This window comes from Scytonema sp. PCC 10023, assembly GCF_963920835.1.
Taxonomy (GTDB): Bacteria; Cyanobacteriota; Cyanobacteriia; order Cyanobacteriales; family Nostocaceae; genus Kalymmatonema.
Map to the genome: position 1 here is coordinate 19,604 of NZ_CAWUDP010000007.1, position 16,048 is coordinate 35,651.

9 protein-coding genes are annotated in these 16,048 nt (G+C 41.3%); 2 read left to right on the plus strand and 7 right to left on the minus strand.

Annotated elements, in window-relative coordinates:
- Nucleotides 1-19 precede the first annotated feature (19 nt).
- Complete coding sequence (locus ACM0OZ_RS06285; protein ID WP_041034719.1) at nucleotides 20-343, minus strand: DUF1825 family protein; 324 nt, start codon at nucleotides 341-343, stop codon at nucleotides 20-22.
- Between the two features lie 415 nt (nucleotides 344-758).
- Here ACM0OZ_RS06285 and ACM0OZ_RS06290 point away from each other — a divergent pair, with 415 nt between their 5' ends.
- Nucleotides 759-1,124, plus strand: a complete 366-nt coding sequence (locus ACM0OZ_RS06290) for an NINE protein (RefSeq protein ID WP_414581941.1) — start codon at nucleotides 759-761, stop codon at nucleotides 1,122-1,124.
- Between the two features lie 22 nt (nucleotides 1,125-1,146).
- On the plus strand, nucleotides 1,147-1,680 hold the full coding sequence (locus ACM0OZ_RS06295; RefSeq protein ID WP_414581942.1) for a helix-hairpin-helix domain-containing protein: 534 nt from the start codon (nucleotides 1,147-1,149) through the stop codon (nucleotides 1,678-1,680).
- Nucleotides 1,681-1,711: 31 nt separating this feature from the next.
- Here the strand turns inward: ACM0OZ_RS06295 and lepB are convergent, their stop codons facing one another.
- The 6 genes from lepB to ACM0OZ_RS06325 form a co-directional block, all read right to left on the minus strand.
- Nucleotides 1,712-2,284: a signal peptidase I gene (gene lepB / locus ACM0OZ_RS06300; RefSeq protein ID WP_414581943.1), complete on the minus strand. Its 573-nt coding sequence runs from the start codon at nucleotides 2,282-2,284 to the stop codon at nucleotides 1,712-1,714.
- Between the two features lie 365 nt (nucleotides 2,285-2,649).
- Nucleotides 2,650-8,670: an AAA family ATPase gene (locus tag ACM0OZ_RS06305; RefSeq protein WP_414581944.1), complete on the minus strand. Its 6,021-nt coding sequence runs from the start codon at nucleotides 8,668-8,670 to the stop codon at nucleotides 2,650-2,652.
- Nucleotides 8,671-8,706: 36 nt separating this feature from the next.
- Entirely contained in the window at nucleotides 8,707-9,819 is a 1,113-nt protein-coding gene (locus ACM0OZ_RS06310; RefSeq protein WP_414581945.1) for an ATP-binding protein, read from the minus strand.
- A gap of 25 nt (nucleotides 9,820-9,844) precedes the next feature.
- Nucleotides 9,845-13,129, minus strand: a complete 3,285-nt coding sequence (locus tag ACM0OZ_RS06315; RefSeq protein WP_414581946.1) for a PAS domain S-box protein — start codon at nucleotides 13,127-13,129, stop codon at nucleotides 9,845-9,847.
- Entirely contained in the window at nucleotides 13,129-13,611 is a 483-nt protein-coding gene (locus ACM0OZ_RS06320) for a response regulator (RefSeq protein WP_414581947.1), read from the minus strand. Before ACM0OZ_RS06320 ends, ACM0OZ_RS06315 begins: the two co-directional genes overlap by 1 nt.
- A 6-nt stretch (nucleotides 13,612-13,617) precedes the next feature.
- On the minus strand, nucleotides 13,618-16,014 hold the full coding sequence (locus ACM0OZ_RS06325; protein ID WP_414581948.1) for an ATP-binding protein: 2,397 nt from the start codon (nucleotides 16,012-16,014) through the stop codon (nucleotides 13,618-13,620).
- Nucleotides 16,015-16,048 lie beyond the last annotated feature (34 nt).

Here is a 16,048-nt window from a genome sequence, read left to right on the forward strand (position 1 = left end):
CTAACTCAAAACTCTTGTGTTATGATTGTTTTTCCAGTTCAGCTTTCATCCGCTGTAAGGTGAGGTGCATTTGCTCAAACATTTGTTGGGGAGTTACACCAAACTGACTCAACTGAGTCTTGAGCTGCTGTATGGTCATTTGCGCCATGAAATCTTCTGATAGCTCAAAACGCTTCATAAAGATACGATACCGCTCCATCATGGCTTCCATCTGCTCAATAAACAGCTTTTTGCCCTCGCGGTCAAATTTGCCGTAATTGCCGCCAAGTGTTATCAGTGCTTGATAGTCCTCAAACAATTCCTTGGCTTCTTGCTGAACTATGTCAGAATCAAAAAATCCCATTTTGCCTACACTCCACTGAGGGGCGACACTCAGTAGCTTTCATAGTTGATGCCTATTACTTTATTCTAGTCTAGAGAAATAATCTAGAAAACTAGCTTCGGTTTGAGTACGGTTTTTTACCGCAATTTCAACACTTGACCCTCGCAGCACTCAAATTCACGCAAGCCCTATGCCTGCGGTACGCAAGGGTTCAGGTGTCCGCAGCGTATACAAAATTCAAAAAAGAAAGAAATAATGAACCACAGATGCACACAGATGGACACAGATAAATAATTACTTCATATTTATTTATAAATGCCCATGCAGTCCTGAGTCTCAACTCGCTCATCGCTCCTAGCTTAGGAATACAATAGATTCAGATATTGGGTTTCGGCTAGGATATCAGCAATGCTGAATTTATTATGGTGCTTTAATTATGTTTAATCAGCGAAAAAGCCGAAGCGTTGCCGCGATTTTAGCTTTTTCCGGTACGCTGACAATTTCGGGATTACATAAATTTTATCTAGGACAGCCGCTGTGGGGTCTTTTATATGTGTTGCTTTCCTGGACACCCATTCCTAAGGTAGCAAGCGCTATTGAAGGAGTTTGGTTTTTAGCGCAAGACGAAGAAGCTTTTGACCGTAATTTTAATTTAGGTAAATCGGCTATCAAAAACTCACACTCGGCTAGCAATCAAGTAGCAGCAATTGCTCAAGCCTTGCGGGAGTTAGAAAGTTTGCGCCAAGATGGACTCCTAAGTGAGTATGAATTTGAGCAAAAGCGCCGCCAGTTGCTAGAGTGAATTTCTGGAAGCAACCAATATTATGAAAAATTGGCTACCTTTAAATCGCAAGTTACAAAAGCTACGCTCCAAGCTGCTTAACGACCCCTACTACCGACTACAATCAGGGGAAGAAATTGCGATCGCCGCACAACTGGGTATCCGCATTGATGCCAATCAAGCTACTGTTGATGATTGGTTGCGTCTACCAGGGTTATCAATTCATCAAGCGCGATCGCTTGTGGAACTTTCTCGTGCTGGTGTGAAATTTTACTGCATTGAAGATATTGCCGCAGCTTTAAGTCTGCCAGTACATAGGCTAGAGCCACTCCAACCTATTCTAAATTTTAGTTATTACGACTCGGAATCTCTAGTTCTTCCCAGCAATATAGTAAACCCTAACACGGCAACAGTTGAGGCTCTAGCAAATGTGCCATTGATTGATTTGTCCTTAGCGCAAGCAGTGGTGGATAACCGCATATCAGCTGGATTTTACCGGAATTTGGCTGATTTTCAGCAAAGGTTAAACTTACCTGGTGATGCGATCGCTCAGCTTATGTACTATCTCCGATTTTAATCTACAGACGCGCCATGGCGCGTCTCTACAATCAAATAACCCCAATTCTATTAAAAGGCCAAAAGCGAAACACTGCCCGACCAATAATATTTTCTTTGGGTAAAAACCCCCAGTAGCGAGAGTCGTTACTATCGTTGCGGTTATCTCCCATAACAAAGAATTCGTTAGGGGGAACTTGCCGTCCTTCCATTGGTAAAATTGGTGGTTCAGCTATATAGTCTTCTTGTATTGGTTGCCCATCAATGTAAACTTTGCCACCCGCAATACTGACTGTCTTGCCAGGGGTACCAATGATGCGTTTAATGAAAGCTTGGTCTTTGGGATATCCCCGCTGTTGCAGTTCCTCTGGTGGCTGAAAAACGACGATATCGCCTAAGTGTGGGGAACCAGAAAGATAGGAGATTTTTTCCACTACCAGGCGATCGCCTTTATGCAAGGTTGGTAACATTGAATCTGAAGGGATGTAGCGGGGTTCAGCAACAAAAGTCCTAATCAACAGTGCCAAGCATAAGGCGATCGCAATCAGAATCAGATTTTCCTGTAAACTTCGCCATCCTCGCGACGACACAGAAGATTCTTTAGCATTGCTTTCTTGATGAGTCATAGAAACGAAAAGTCCGATTAATAAATTAGACGAATCCTTGATTATTTTGACGCTAAAACGACCTTTACAACCAAGAGAGCTTTGCGTTGTCGCAATTTTTACACTAAAATTACTTAGGCTGTTGCTAATAATAGCCTCTACAAAAAAACCTCTTAAAGAACAATGCAGAATTCCGCAGCTAGGAATAAGACATGCAATTAGTGGGGGATTTAAACCACAGACATAATTCTAGACCACCAAATTTTCAATTTTGGTGTGGTGTTTTCCCGCAGCAGTTACGAGAACTCTACAATTCATGACTTTCCCAAGCTGCTTCCCCATTCTGATTACTGAGTTCCTAGCTGCGGAATTCTGAGTACTTTTTGTTAATATTTTTTGAGAAACTCCAGAATTTGTTTCCCTTTAAAATCTTTAGAAAGTTGACGCAAATGAGCGGCAAACGGTAGCCACCGTTGATCCAACTCCTCTAACAATGCCGCTCGTTGTATAATTCCTCTTAAATCCCCCCTCATCGCCAAATCGATCAAAATCGCAAGTTCTTCTGCTGGTGGAGCCACAAGTAAGTCCTGAGTCCGTAAGGAAAGACCTTGCGCCTCTACTTGTTGTCTGCTTTCCTGCTGCTCATAAACCCATTCCAACCCCAAGTAAACCCGTAATTTTTCTAAAAGCTCCGCTTTTTGGATTGGTTTTGGGAGAAAATCATCGCAACCGACTTCTCGACTTTGCTTGCGATCTAAGTCAAAAACGCTAGCTGAGACAGCAATCACGATCACGTCCTTAAAGTCTGGTAACATCCTCAGGCGACGGGTGGCTTCAAAGCCGTCCATCACGCTCATGACTAAGTCCATCAAAATCACATCTGGTTTAAATTCACGCGCTTTGTCAAGAGCGTCTAAACCATTTGTTGCTTCTGTGACTTCAAACCCCAAAGGTTCTAGTAGATTCACTAAAACAGAGCGATTTGCCCATTTATCATCTACTACCAAAACTTTCCGCCGAGGTTCTATAAAGCCAATGATATTACCTTCATCGATTCTCTTAACGTCACTTTTTTGGAAAATCTCTGCCAAATCCAAATCGAACCAAAAAACGCTGCCTTTACCTAAAGTACTTTTCACCTTTAGTTCACCGCCCATCATTTGAACTAATTGACGGCTAATTGCCAATCCCAATCCTGTTCCTTCAGTCTTACGACTCTCCTCACCCACTTGCTGGAATGGCAAAAATATTTCTTCTAATTGCTCCTGTGCAATGCCAATCCCTGTGTCTTCTACTTGAAACCGAAGTTTTTCCTGTTGATAGCCTACTTGGAAAGTTATACTACCTTTTTCTGTAAATTTGACCGCATTGCTAAGTAAATTAATCAAGACTTGACGCAACCGTTTTTCATCTGCTCGAATGAGTTTTGGTAGAGGAGAAGACGTTTGATAAATTAACGGAATTCCCTTTTGTTGGGCACGGATGCGGCAAATCTCAGCAATACTCTCAAGAAAGACCGGAAGATGAAAATCTGTTGGATAAAGTTCCATTTTCCGTGCTTCAATTTTGGAGAGATCTAAAATATCATTTATCAGTGTCAGTAGGTGTTCGCCACACTGATGAATGATGTTTATACCATTCTTTTGCTGAACAGTTAAAGTTTTATCTTTCTGAAAAATTTGAGTATAACCCAAAATACCATTGAGCGGTGTACGGAGTTCATGACTCATGTTTGCCAGGAATTCGCTCTTAGCACGGTTAGCAGTTTTGGCTACTTCTTCTGCTCGTTGGCGTTCTTTGATTTCCTGTTGAAGTTGCAAATTTTTATCTTGTAACTCCAGCGTACGCTCTTCGACTTTAACTGCCAATGTCCGATTATATTCTTCTAAATCATTGTAAAGACGTGCATTTTCAATCGAAATTGCTGCTTGAGAAGATAAAAGTTGTAAAACTTCCAATCGCTCTGGTGTAAATGCTCCAATTGTCAAGTTATTTTCTAAATAAAGAATGCCAATTAGTTTACCTTGATTCACAATTGGCGCACATAAAATAGATTTTGGTTTATTGTTGATGATATAGGTATCTGTTGCAAATATTGAGTCAGAGCTAGCATCGTACAGTACAATATGCCCTTGAGTACGACACACATAATTAATGACAGATATGGGTAGCTGCTGACTTAATTCTACAGGTATCGATGGTTGCACGATTATCTCATCTTGCCCGATACTTCCTGAAGCTTGTATGAGTAACTGTCCTGCCTTTTCTAAAATTAAAAATCCTGTTTCTGCACCAGCATTTTCAATAACAATTCGCATTAATGTAGCCAGCAATTTATCCAAAACAATTTCACCAGAAAGAGCAAGAGATGCTTTCATAACTGCGGCGAAATCCAGAACTCGGGGAGTACCTGTAGTCGTAGAGCTAATTGTCCGATTCATCTCTAGACCTTTGGTTTGTCGGTTCAGTGTCTGGGAGAAAATGTGAGGATATCTTGCTGCCAAATTTCTAACTTTTGCAGTTGCTCCCCAGCGAATATATCCATAGTAAGCATCAGTTAGATAAGTCTGAGCCACCTTTTCTCTGCCACACTCAAAATAAAACTTTGCTGCTAGTTCATTTGCTAGCGCTTCTTCCTGGATATATCCTTGCTCTTTAGCGATCGCAATGGCTCGGTCATAATATTCCATTGCTTGCCAATATTGATCTAATACCCGCGCTTTCTCTGCCTCCACAAGCTCATACTTATGCAAAAAATTCATTGGAGCATGATCAGCCCATTTTCGCATCTTTTCCTGGTTCTTCGTCACCTTGCTCAAGAGGCGTTCTTGTTGTGAGTGTGGTACTGATGGATAAATCGCTAGTTGTGCCAAAGAATCGTAAAAATGAAACACTGGCACAATCAAGAATCCTTTTACCCCATCTAAATATTGTTCGGCTTGAACTCCATTTTCCAATGCTTGATGGTGCTCTTCAAACAAATAACAGAGTATCAGTTTGCTTGAATAGAAGTAGTGAAGTCCGGTTCTGTCATTGGCTTGCTTAAGCAGCGGTAAAGATTTTTCCTCGTTGTATGCTTCACCCAATAAACAGCACGGTTTTTCAAAAGGTTCTAGCAAATTAAGAATTGACTGCTGAAATATTTGATTCCAACTCAAGGCGTTCTCTTGCTTGAGTTGAGCAAGGACATGACTGATTGCTGCCATTTCTCGTTCAACTTTTGCCAATTCTTGACCGATGAGATATGAATAGTAGCATTTTTGCATGGCGGCATAGCCACCATATTCAAAATGTCCGTTCTCCAATCCACTAGAGTATGAATCCTGTAAAAGTGGCAACGTTTCCTTAGCATGAACCTTCCCATGAAACGCAGATGAACCTGCCACGAAAAAGACACTTGTTTTAAGTTCTACAGCATTGAATCGTTCTACAAGACTTAAAGCCAACTTGCCAAATTGATAAGCCGACTCAATGTCCTGAAACAACCCGTTTATCATGATGCTGTAAAGAACATAACTATAAGCTGAGAAGGGTGAATTTCCATATTGGATTGACAAATTCAGCTGTTCGCACGCAATTAACGGCAACAAGGCAGGTCCAGCTTGATAAGTCGGAGAACCTAGGCATGCTAACATCCGTACAGCTGCTAGCTTATCGACCTCGGTCATTAATGGTAGGTTAATCAGGTCTTCAATATTTCTCCCGCTCAAATTTCTTGCTGTTTGAGTCAGTGTTTGCTCAATATCCGAGGCGCTAGGCGACTCTGGGAAGCGAATCCCAAGTAGTTCTAGTGCTTGTAACCCAATCTTGATCGCTTCGAGCTGTTTCACTTGCGCCATGCAGGCTTGGATTTTGACCTCATAGACTTTCATTTTGTCAATAGGGGTTTTTGCCTGCTGCAGGACAACGGTTGCCCATTTCTCCATCTGCTCAAAATCGCCGTTCAGGTACGCTGTTTCTACTCCTGACTCATAAAGTGCTAGTGTTAGCTCATACTGATTCTGCCAGCTATTTACTGCCAATAATTCTAAACCCACCTTTAGATAGCGCATAGCAGACTCATACGCCGCAGCTGCTTTCGCTTTCTGACCTGCTATAAGATTAAGTTCAGCCAGTTCATATTTTTCCGACTCTAAGGTGAGTAAGTCAGTACCATAATTCAATTGGTTGACCAAAGCAAAGATATTTTCTTTTCGTTCTTCCGGCGTAATATTTTGTAGTAACAATTGACCAATTTTGAAATGAGTTTCTTTTTTTTGCGAATCTGGAATGAGAGCATAAGCTGCTTGCTGTACTCGGTCATGTAGAAACCTGTAAGTAATTGTCAGTTGTTCTACCTTGCGGGAAGCTGCTTGCGTATCTAGGTCATTTGTGAGTTGTTCATTTTGGTCAGTACTAATAACTAAAGGAATTTTGTAAGATTGGTCTAAGGGTAAAACTAGACCCGTCTGCAAAGATTCCCACAAATCTGCTGCTGTTTCAGACAAAGATTTTTGATTAACAATACCTAGAACATCTAAGGTAAATTTATCTCCTATACAAGCAGCCAATTTTAAAATATTTTGTGTTTTTAGTGATAATTTATGAATTTGATTAATCATCAATTCAACGACATTATCAGTGATATCAATGTCATTCAGTAGCTTAATATCCCACTCCCAGCAACATTGATTGAAATTAAAGGACAATAGGTTTTCGTTATATAGTGATTTGAGTAACTGAGTTAAGAAGAAAGGATTTCCCTGAGTTTTGTTAAACACTAACTCAGCTAGGGATATTGTCTTTAACGTGTCACTGCGGAAGGTATCCTTGATTAATTGATTGACATGAGTGATATGCAAAGGTTGGAGCACAATATTGTTAACAACTGCACCCTTGTGTTGAATTTCTTCTAAAGTCAACATCAATGGATGACTTGCACTGACTTCGTTATCCCGATATGCTCCAATGAGTAGCAAATATTGACTATTTGGCTCACAGGCAAGCAACTGAATCAACTTCAAGGAAGCTAAATCTGCCCACTGTAAGTCATCCAAGAACAGAACCAATGGGTGTTCGGGTTTGGTAAATACATGAATGAATTGTTGAAACAACCGATTAAATCGGTTTTGGGATTCAGTTGGTCCCAATTGAGGAACATCTGGCTGAACACCAATAATCCTTTCAACTTCGGGAATAACATCAATAATTACCTGACCATTAGAACCCAATGCTTCTAAAATTTTTGCTTTCCAATCGTTTATCTTGTCAACACTTTCTGTTAGTAACTGCTGGATTAATTCCTGAAACGCTTGAATTAAAGAAGCATAAGGAATATTCCGTTTAAATTGGTCAAATTTACCAGAAATAAAGTAACCCCGCTGGCGAACAATGGGTTTATGAACTTCATTCACTAAGGAAGATTTGCCAATACCTGAGTAACCACTTACTAACATTATCTCGGTTGCCCCAAGGCTGACTCGCTCAAAGGCATCCATTAGGGAAGCAACTTCTTTTTCCCGACCATAAAGTTTTTGCGGAATAATAAATTGGCTGTATAAATCAAGTTGACCGACAATAAAATCTTCAATTTTTCCTGTTGCTTGTAGTCTTGTTAGGTACTCCTCTAAGTCCGCTTTTAGCCCCAAAGCATTTTGATATCGTTCTTCAGCAGTCTTTGCTAATAATTTCATCACAATATCAGAAACCGCTTGAGGAATCTCTGGGTTGATTTCTTTAGGCGATGCTGGTGTTTTAGCAATATGGCAGTGAACTAATTCCAATGGATCAGCCGCTTGAAAGGGTAACTCTCCTGTGAGCATTTCATAGAAGGTGACACCTAAAGAGTAAAAGTCACTTCGGTAGTCTATTGAGCGGTTCATCCTCCCTGTTTGCTCCGGTGACATATAGGCTAGAGTACCTTCAAGCAAATTGGGATTATTGGCTGTCTGATTTTCACTCGATAGACGCGATGAAATACTAAAGTCTATAATTTCAACGTTACCTGTTTTCGCATTAAAAAGAATATTGTGCGGTTTAATATCTTTATGAAGAATATTATGTTGATGTAACTGAGCAAGCGTTGAAGATAATTGAATAGCAATTTGCAAAAACTGACTTAACTCAAGTTTTTGAGCATTGATAAAATTTTTCAGAGGTTCTCCCCCAAAATCTGACAAGATTAATGCCAGACCATTTTGATAGCTTTCTAAGGCTAAGGGTTTAATAATTCCTTTTATTTCTAAAGATTGGAGTATTTTATATTCATGTCTTAATCGAGAGATCTGTTCTATAGTGGGATACTCAGCTTTAAGGGTTTTAATAATCACCGAAGTTTGCTCTGACTCCCTCAAAGCACGGTAAACACGGGTCGTGGCACCGTCATAAATGAGCTTGATGAGGTTGTAACCGCCAATGGTGATACTCATTGTTGTCTTTTCGCAGGTGTACTTAGTTAACGAATTTCACAGGGGCAACCTAACGACAAAAGTTGTACCCCGACAGACCTCACTTTCAAAACTGATCGTGCCTCCATGCATCTCGACCCATTGCTTAACAATTGCTAGCCCCAATCCTGTACCTGGAATATTTGCAACGTTACGTGCGCGTTGGAAAGGTTCAAAAAGCTTTGCCTGAGATTCTTTTGGAATTCCAATTCCTTGGTCTTGTACTTGGAAACAAATGTTTTTTTCCTCCCAAGACAGGGTTAAGGATATTATGCCACCTTTTGGCGAGTACTTAATGGCATTAGAAAGCAGATTATTGAGCAAATGCCAAAGGAGTTTTTCATCGAGATAGGCAATACGTTGGTTGCCAATAACTGAAAATTGGATTTCATATTTCTCTCCTGCTACCAACTGTAAAGTTTCAATTTGTTCTTCACAGAATGTAACAACATCCATTGGTGCAGGATTGCATTGAATGATGCCGGATTCAGCTTGCCCTAGTGTTAGGATGTCGTTCAATAGATCAGTTAAACTATCTGTGGCAGATTGAATGCGATCGATGTGCTTTTGTATTTTTTCTTTTGGTAATTGGTTGCTGTAGTGTTTGAGTATTTCTGAACCCAACCTAATTGTCGTTAGAGGATTGCGAAATTCATGAGCCGCCATGTAGAGGTATTGAGATTTTAGCTGAGATTGGAACTGGGCAATTTGCTTATCTGCTTGAGCTATAGACAACGCCTTTTGTATCTCAAACTCTGCCTGATAGCGTCCGAGAGCAATTTCAATTGTGGTAGAAAGTATTTTTTCATCAAAGGGCTTTAAAATATAGCCAAAAGGCTGCGTGGCTTTGACTCGTTCTAGAGTTGCTCGGTCAGCATTGGCAGTAAGGTAGACTACGGGTATGTTGAAACGAGATCGAATTTTAAATGAAGCTTCGATTCCGTCCATTTCACCCGCAAGTCTGATATCCATTAATACTAAATCAGGTTGGAGTGCTTCTACCATAACAATAGCGTCTTCTCCCGTTGCCGCAAGAGCAGGAACAAGATATCCTAAATATTCCAGTGTTTCCCTGAGGTCATCAGCAACGAGCTGTTCGTCTTCAACAACCAAGATTTTTATCGGAACCATAATTCATTTTCTGGTGCAAGGGGTGTTAAGGTTTTAAAGCCCTGGGAAAGGTGATATGGAACGTGGTACCGCGATCGCGCTCAAGGAGTATGTTACCTTTAAGCTGTTTTGTTAAATTATGTACTATTCTTAAACCCAAAGAACTGGTATTTTGCCAATCTAGAGTTTCTGGAATGCCAATACCACTATCGCCTACTGTTAGCGTAATCGTATTATCAGTCTCTGGCACAAGACGAATAATGATTTTGCCACTTTTGTCGTTGGGAAAAGCGTACTTGAGAGAGTTGGAAACCAGTTCGTTGATAAGCAGCCCGCAAGGAATAGCAGTATCGAGACTAAGCTTAATTCCATTGGTTTCAATCTTCAGGGCGATCGTCTTTTGGCTCATCCCATAGCAGCGGAAAAGGTTGTTCGTCAAGCTGTGGATGTATTGACCAAAGTCTATTTGGGAGAGTTCTGGCGACTGGTACAAATGTTCATGAATCAGTGCCATAGATTGCACTCTATTTTGAGACTCTTGAAATAAGATCATAGTCGCTTGATCTTGAGCACGTCGGGACTGCATTCGTAATAAGCTGGAGATGATTTGCAGGTTATTTTTGACGCGATGGTGAATTTCCTTCAGCAGAGTCTCTTTTTCCTCTAATGAATGCTGAAGTTGTTCGACTGTCTGCTTACGTTCGCTAATATCGCTTACCCGTATCAGCCTATGAACTTTACCAGCAACACTAATTTGTTTGGAAGCTAAATGACCCCAGAAGAAATTGCCTTTGCGGGTAACGTATTCAATTTCTTGACTCCAAAAGCCTTTGATTTTAATTTCTTCTAGGATTTTCTCTATATCTTCGGCAGTGAACGGATATCTTTGTAATGTGCTGCCGCGAATATTAATTAGTTCTTCCTTGCTAGATGCTTCAAACAACTCAACAGCACGGCGATTACAATCAATTATCAAAAGAGTGTCAGCATCTACCAGGAAAATGGCATCCGCCGATTCATTAAAAATAGCTTCTCGCAAATCCCGATTACGAATAAGCTCTAACTCAGCTTGTTTGCGCTCACTAATATCTTGAGAAATTCCAATACCACCAATGATTTTTCCTTGGGTATCCCGTACTAAAGCTGTTGAAAGACTAATATCAACTATCGAACCATCTTTCCTGAGGCGATGAGTTTCTACTTGGATTAATCCGTCACCAGCAAGCGTCTGGTGCATAAATTCGAGAAACTTTCCGTGTTCTTCTAGGGGAATGATTGGTAAAGGCTTGCCAAGGACTTCCTGCTCATTCCAACCCAAGATACGCTCGCACATTGGGTTCCACAGGACAATATTGCCTTCAGGATCAATTAAATCAATCGCTACTGGCGCAGATTGAATAATTGCTTGGAGTAAGGCGTTAGTTTCTCGAAGTTCTGCTTCTCTAATTTTGCGTTCGGTAATATCTTCAGCCAAACCGACAACGCGTTGAACTTCAAGAGCGTCATCTCGAACATAAAAACTTCTGGTACAAATCCAACGAATCTCTCCATCACCTCGGATGATTCGATATTCGTGTTTGAAACCTTCAATGTTGATACTTCTGTTGACATCCTGCAAAACAGTGTCTTTGTCCTCAGGATGGACAAGCTCAAACCAAGATGCAGGGTTTTGATATAGGCTGGAGCAGGATCTGCCCCAAATTTCTTCGTAAGCTGGACTGATATAAATCAGTTCGCTCAAGTCATGGTTATAGATAAAGAAAACTTCGCGGATATTTTCTGCTAGTTGACGAAACTTCTGTTCACTTTGACGTAGTTCATCTTCTATCCGTTGACGTTGAGCAATTTCGCTGCGTAACTTAGCATTTGCCTGCTCTAAGTCACTGGTGCGCTGTATGACTCTTGCTTCCAACTCTTGATTGAGTTGACACAAATCTTCTTCTACTTGCTTGCGTTCTGTAATATCTCGTCCTTCTAAAAGGAGCCAGACAACTTGCCCTGTATTATTAAGGATAGGCTTGAAGGAAAAATCAACAGTTCTCAAAACACATTGTCCGTTAGGTACTTTCACCTCACAGTGAGTACAATAACCAAGAGCGGCTTGGGCAATCGCTCTTCGTAATCCTCTGTGCGCTTCTGGGGCATGACAACAGAACAAGTTCCAGAAGAATTTGCCAATCGCAGCATCGTGTTTCTTGCTAAAAAACTCTAAACATGCCTGGTTAAGTTCTAAAACTTTGCCATCTGGAGCTAATAAGCCAATAAATTGAAAAGTCTGTTCAAAAATGGCACGGAATTTGCGTTCGCTTTGCTGTAATTGAGCTGTGCGCTCTTGGACTTTAACTTCTAGCTGTGTATTGAGGTTTTGCAAGTTTTGGTAAAGTTGTGCCTGTTGAATTGCAATCCCCAGTTGCACAGAAAGCTGCTCTAGCAAATCTATTTCCCATGACTGCCATTGACGCGCAGCAGAACACTGGTGAGCCACTAGTAAACCCCAAACAGATTGCTCAGCTTCTTGGAGTTGAGTACTGCAAAAAATCGGGACAAACAAAATTGCCTTGACTTGAAACTGTTCTAGCATTTGAACATAGCAGTCAGACAATTTAGCTGCATATATATCATTAACTGCACCTGAGCGACGGTGATGATCGCTTGCTCTGATATTTTGAAAGCAGGTATCCTCAAATGTGGTATTGAGGCACGAGTTCCACCCAGACAAAACAGATTCTGCAACAATTGTGCCGCTCATATCTGGAGGACACTGGTAGACAAGCACCCGATCCGTTTTGAGAAAGTCACGGATTTCATCGACTGCTGTATTGAGAACAATTTCTAAGCTCAAGGATTGACGAATGCGCAGAGCAATTGTTGCAATCAAACGTTGCTGCTCTTGCTGCTGTTCTAGCTGCTGCATCAGGCGCACCCGTTCCATAACCGTATGGCAGCAACGATTGAGAGCTTGGCTTGTCAGTTTTCCCTTGACTAGATAATCCTGCGCACCGCTTTTCATCGCCTCCACAGCAACGCTTTCATCTCCGTATCCCGTCAGCATGACTATGGGCAACAGGTTTCTACCAGTAGAAAGCTTTAATTCTTCAATAAATTCTAGCCCGCTGGCATCTGGTAGCATGAAATCGAGCAGGATGAGATCTGGCATCGAATGCTGGCAACGCTCAATCGCATCTGCTGCGGATTCAAATTCTACAATCTGATAACTGTATTGGCGATGCTCTGTGGTGCTGCGCTCTAAGTGCTCTAAGTAGCGACGATATGCTGTGCGGTCTTCTACACAGTCATCGATAATAAAAATGGTGCGTTGACTCTCCTTCATTACTGTGTAGAGTTGGGAAGAACAGCTGTTTTAAACCAGTAATCTAAAAAAATTCGGACGGTTTTTCTTAAGGCTTCCACACCAATCGGTTTAAGCATATAGCAATTCACACCATATTGGTAACAACTTTTAATATCTTTTGGGCTAGAGGAAGTGGTAAATACTACAATAGGAATACTTTTGAGTGCCTCATCCTGCTTGACCTGTTCAATCACCTCTCGTCCATCAGTTCCAGGCAGATTTAGGTCTATCAAAATGATGGCTGGACGAGGAGACGTGGCTGGATCGGCGTACTCGCCTTGGTGGTAGAGATAGTCTAAGGCATCGTCGCCATCGCAGGTACGGTACACTGGGTTGAAAAAAGCAGCTTCCCAGAGCATCCGGCTAAATGCTGCAAAATCCTCGTCGCTGTCTTCCACCAATAAGATGGCTTTGTTGATATTTTGCGTATTGAGAACTGACTGAAGTAATGAGTCTTGCATATCTGTTTAACGTGGTAACGTGAAATAGAAAATACTGCCCTGACCGTAGGTAGACTCGACCCAAATTTTACCATCGTGTCGTTCGATGATTTTCTTGACAATGGTCAAACCCGCACCCGTACCACCGCCGTACTTGCCAGGAGCATGCAACCGCTTAAAAATGCGAAATATGGTTTCCAGATGTTTTTTACGAATGCCAATGCCATTATCGCGGACGGAAAATGTCCAAAAAGGACTAGCATCCTGAGGTTGGTTTTGGGATTCTAAACATTCTACTTCTACCCATTTTTCATGGCTGTCATTATATTTGAAGCCATTACCAATTAAATTTGTTAAGACTTCCTCAAGTAAAATGCGATCGCCCCGAATTGTTGGCAAAGGTTTGGGAATCCGGATATTAATATTGGCATCGCCTAAACTCATACGAAAGACTTCAGCAACATTCTTCACCAGCTCGTTAAAGTCTATCAGCTGCATATTTAATTCCTGTCGTCCCAATCGGGAAAAATGCAGCAAGGAATTAATGATATCCTCCATGCGTTTTGTCAAGCGCACTAAAGTTTCTAACTTCGAGATTCCTTCTCCATCCAGAACATTGGCATAGTCTTCTAGCAAAAATGTTGAGTAGTTGTGAATGCCGCGTAATGGCTCTTTCAAATCATGAGAAGCAATGTAAGAAAAAGCATCTAACTCGTTATTACTGCGTTGTAACTCCAAATTGATAGCAGCCAGTTCATCAGCTTTACGAAGAACAATCCCAACAATCGCACTTCTCAGTTCCATTGCTCCATCTATTTCGTACTGCTCCCAAGGTGAGGATGTGCCGGATACAGTTTCTTGCCACAACTTAAACGACTGACGCGGGAAGATTGTTAAACTACCATCAGGTTCTATTTTTGTGGGCTTTTGAGGATTTCCTGCCCAACTCACCTGTTGCAATCTTTCTGGACGGAACCACAATACATAATTGTTGCTAATTCTGGTGATGGAAAGGGCTAACAAACCACTTGCGACTTCTTTAAACTCCATCGCTGGAGGATATTGCTGAGGTAAGGAATCGGTCACAAAAAGGTAGTTGTGAAATTTGCCATTTAACCAGGCAATTAAGTCATGAATATCTGATTCCTTCGGTGTTTTACCAATCAGCATCAAATGACCATCAAGACATACTGCCGCACCTTCAGCGTTGACTATTTTGAGCAAAGTTGCTCTATCTTGCACTAAGGCATCAGTTAAATCTTGCGATCGGGCTACTGTATCTATAAATTTTGTTTGAATCGACTTTAACTGCAATTTGGAATCTAAATTTTCATTTTCTTCTTTAGAGATGAGTTCTAAAGACATCACCTTTCCTAAAAACTCACAAATTGTTCTAATTTCATAAGGAACAAATCGAGGAGTGTGATGATGGCAAGCAATTAAGCCCCAGAGTTTATTGTTCTTTATAAGTGAAATTGACATGGAAGCTTGAGCTCCCATGTTTTTCAGATATTCAATGTGAATCGGAGAAACGCTCCTTAAGACACTGAAAGTTAAATCGAGGGGAGGTGTAGGGGATGAGGGAGATGAGGAGGATGAGGGGGATGAGGGGGATGAGGGAGATGAGGAGGATGAGGGAGATGAGGAGGATGAGGAGGATGAGGGAGATGAGGAGGATGAGGAGGATGAGGGGGATGAGGGAGGTGAGGGAGATGAGGAGATAATTGGTACACGTTGATAGTTGACATCGGGAATCAAGCGCAGTGGATTGAGAATATACAGATGTCTTGCTTGTTTGGGAATGTCAGTATCTGGGTAGTGTAAACCTAGGTAAGGCTCTAATTTCTCTAATTTATCTTCGGCAATCACCTCACCTGAACCAGTGGTATCGAACCGGTAAACCATGACTCGGTCGAACCCTGTGATTTTTCTCACTTCTGTCACAATAATCGCACTTAATTCACTCAAGTTTGAAACCTGTTGGAGTTTAGTAAGTGTGCCGCGTGTTAGAGTGTAAAAGTTGACAAAACTGCTGACTGTTTCAAGATTACAGGGTTCTAGTTCTAGTATGAGATAGTTCTGCGGCGAACGGTGAATAACGCCATTAAATTCAGTCGATTTCCCTAGAGCGCGAACTAAAAGTTTCAGGGGATTGAGATGTTCAAAATCTCCCTGAATACAGCCAGTAATAGCAGCTATCATATCTGGTTCAAGGAGAATAGATAAGTGCTGTCCTAACAAGTTTTCAGGTGGGATACCGAGTAAAGTCTCTGTATTATTGCTGATTTGGAGTATTGCCAAATCACGTTCAGATAAAACCAAGAGAATACCGTGAGGTTGGATAGAGCCAGGAATGTGAATCGGCTCGCGATCGCAATTTGTCAAATTAACATTATCAGCAGTTATCACATCTTGTAAATTCATGGATAAGCTTTGTGTAGAGAGCATGGGTATTTGG

What these genes read in the sequence shown, in the direction of transcription:
- ACM0OZ_RS06285 (WP_041034719.1), bottom strand. Translation starts at nt 343, where the DNA reads ATGGGATTTTTTGATTCTGACATAGTTCAGCAAGAAGCCAAGGAATTG.
- ACM0OZ_RS06290 (WP_414581941.1), top strand. Translation starts at nt 759, where the DNA reads ATGTTTAATCAGCGAAAAAGCCGAAGCGTTGCCGCGATTTTAGCTTTT.
- ACM0OZ_RS06295 (WP_414581942.1), top strand. Translation starts at nt 1,147, where the DNA reads ATGAAAAATTGGCTACCTTTAAATCGCAAGTTACAAAAGCTACGCTCC.
- lepB (WP_414581943.1), bottom strand. Translation starts at nt 2,284, where the DNA reads ATGACTCATCAAGAAAGCAATGCTAAAGAATCTTCTGTGTCGTCGCGA.
- ACM0OZ_RS06305 (WP_414581944.1), bottom strand. Translation starts at nt 8,670, where the DNA reads ATGAGTATCACCATTGGCGGTTACAACCTCATCAAGCTCATTTATGAC.
- ACM0OZ_RS06310 (WP_414581945.1), bottom strand. Translation starts at nt 9,819, where the DNA reads ATGGTTCCGATAAAAATCTTGGTTGTTGAAGACGAACAGCTCGTTGCT.
- ACM0OZ_RS06315 (WP_414581946.1), bottom strand. Translation starts at nt 13,129, where the DNA reads ATGAAGGAGAGTCAACGCACCATTTTTATTATCGATGACTGTGTAGAA.
- ACM0OZ_RS06320 (WP_414581947.1), bottom strand. Translation starts at nt 13,611, where the DNA reads ATGCAAGACTCATTACTTCAGTCAGTTCTCAATACGCAAAATATCAAC.
- ACM0OZ_RS06325 (WP_414581948.1), bottom strand. Translation starts at nt 16,014, where the DNA reads ATGAATTTACAAGATGTGATAACTGCTGATAATGTTAATTTGACAAAT.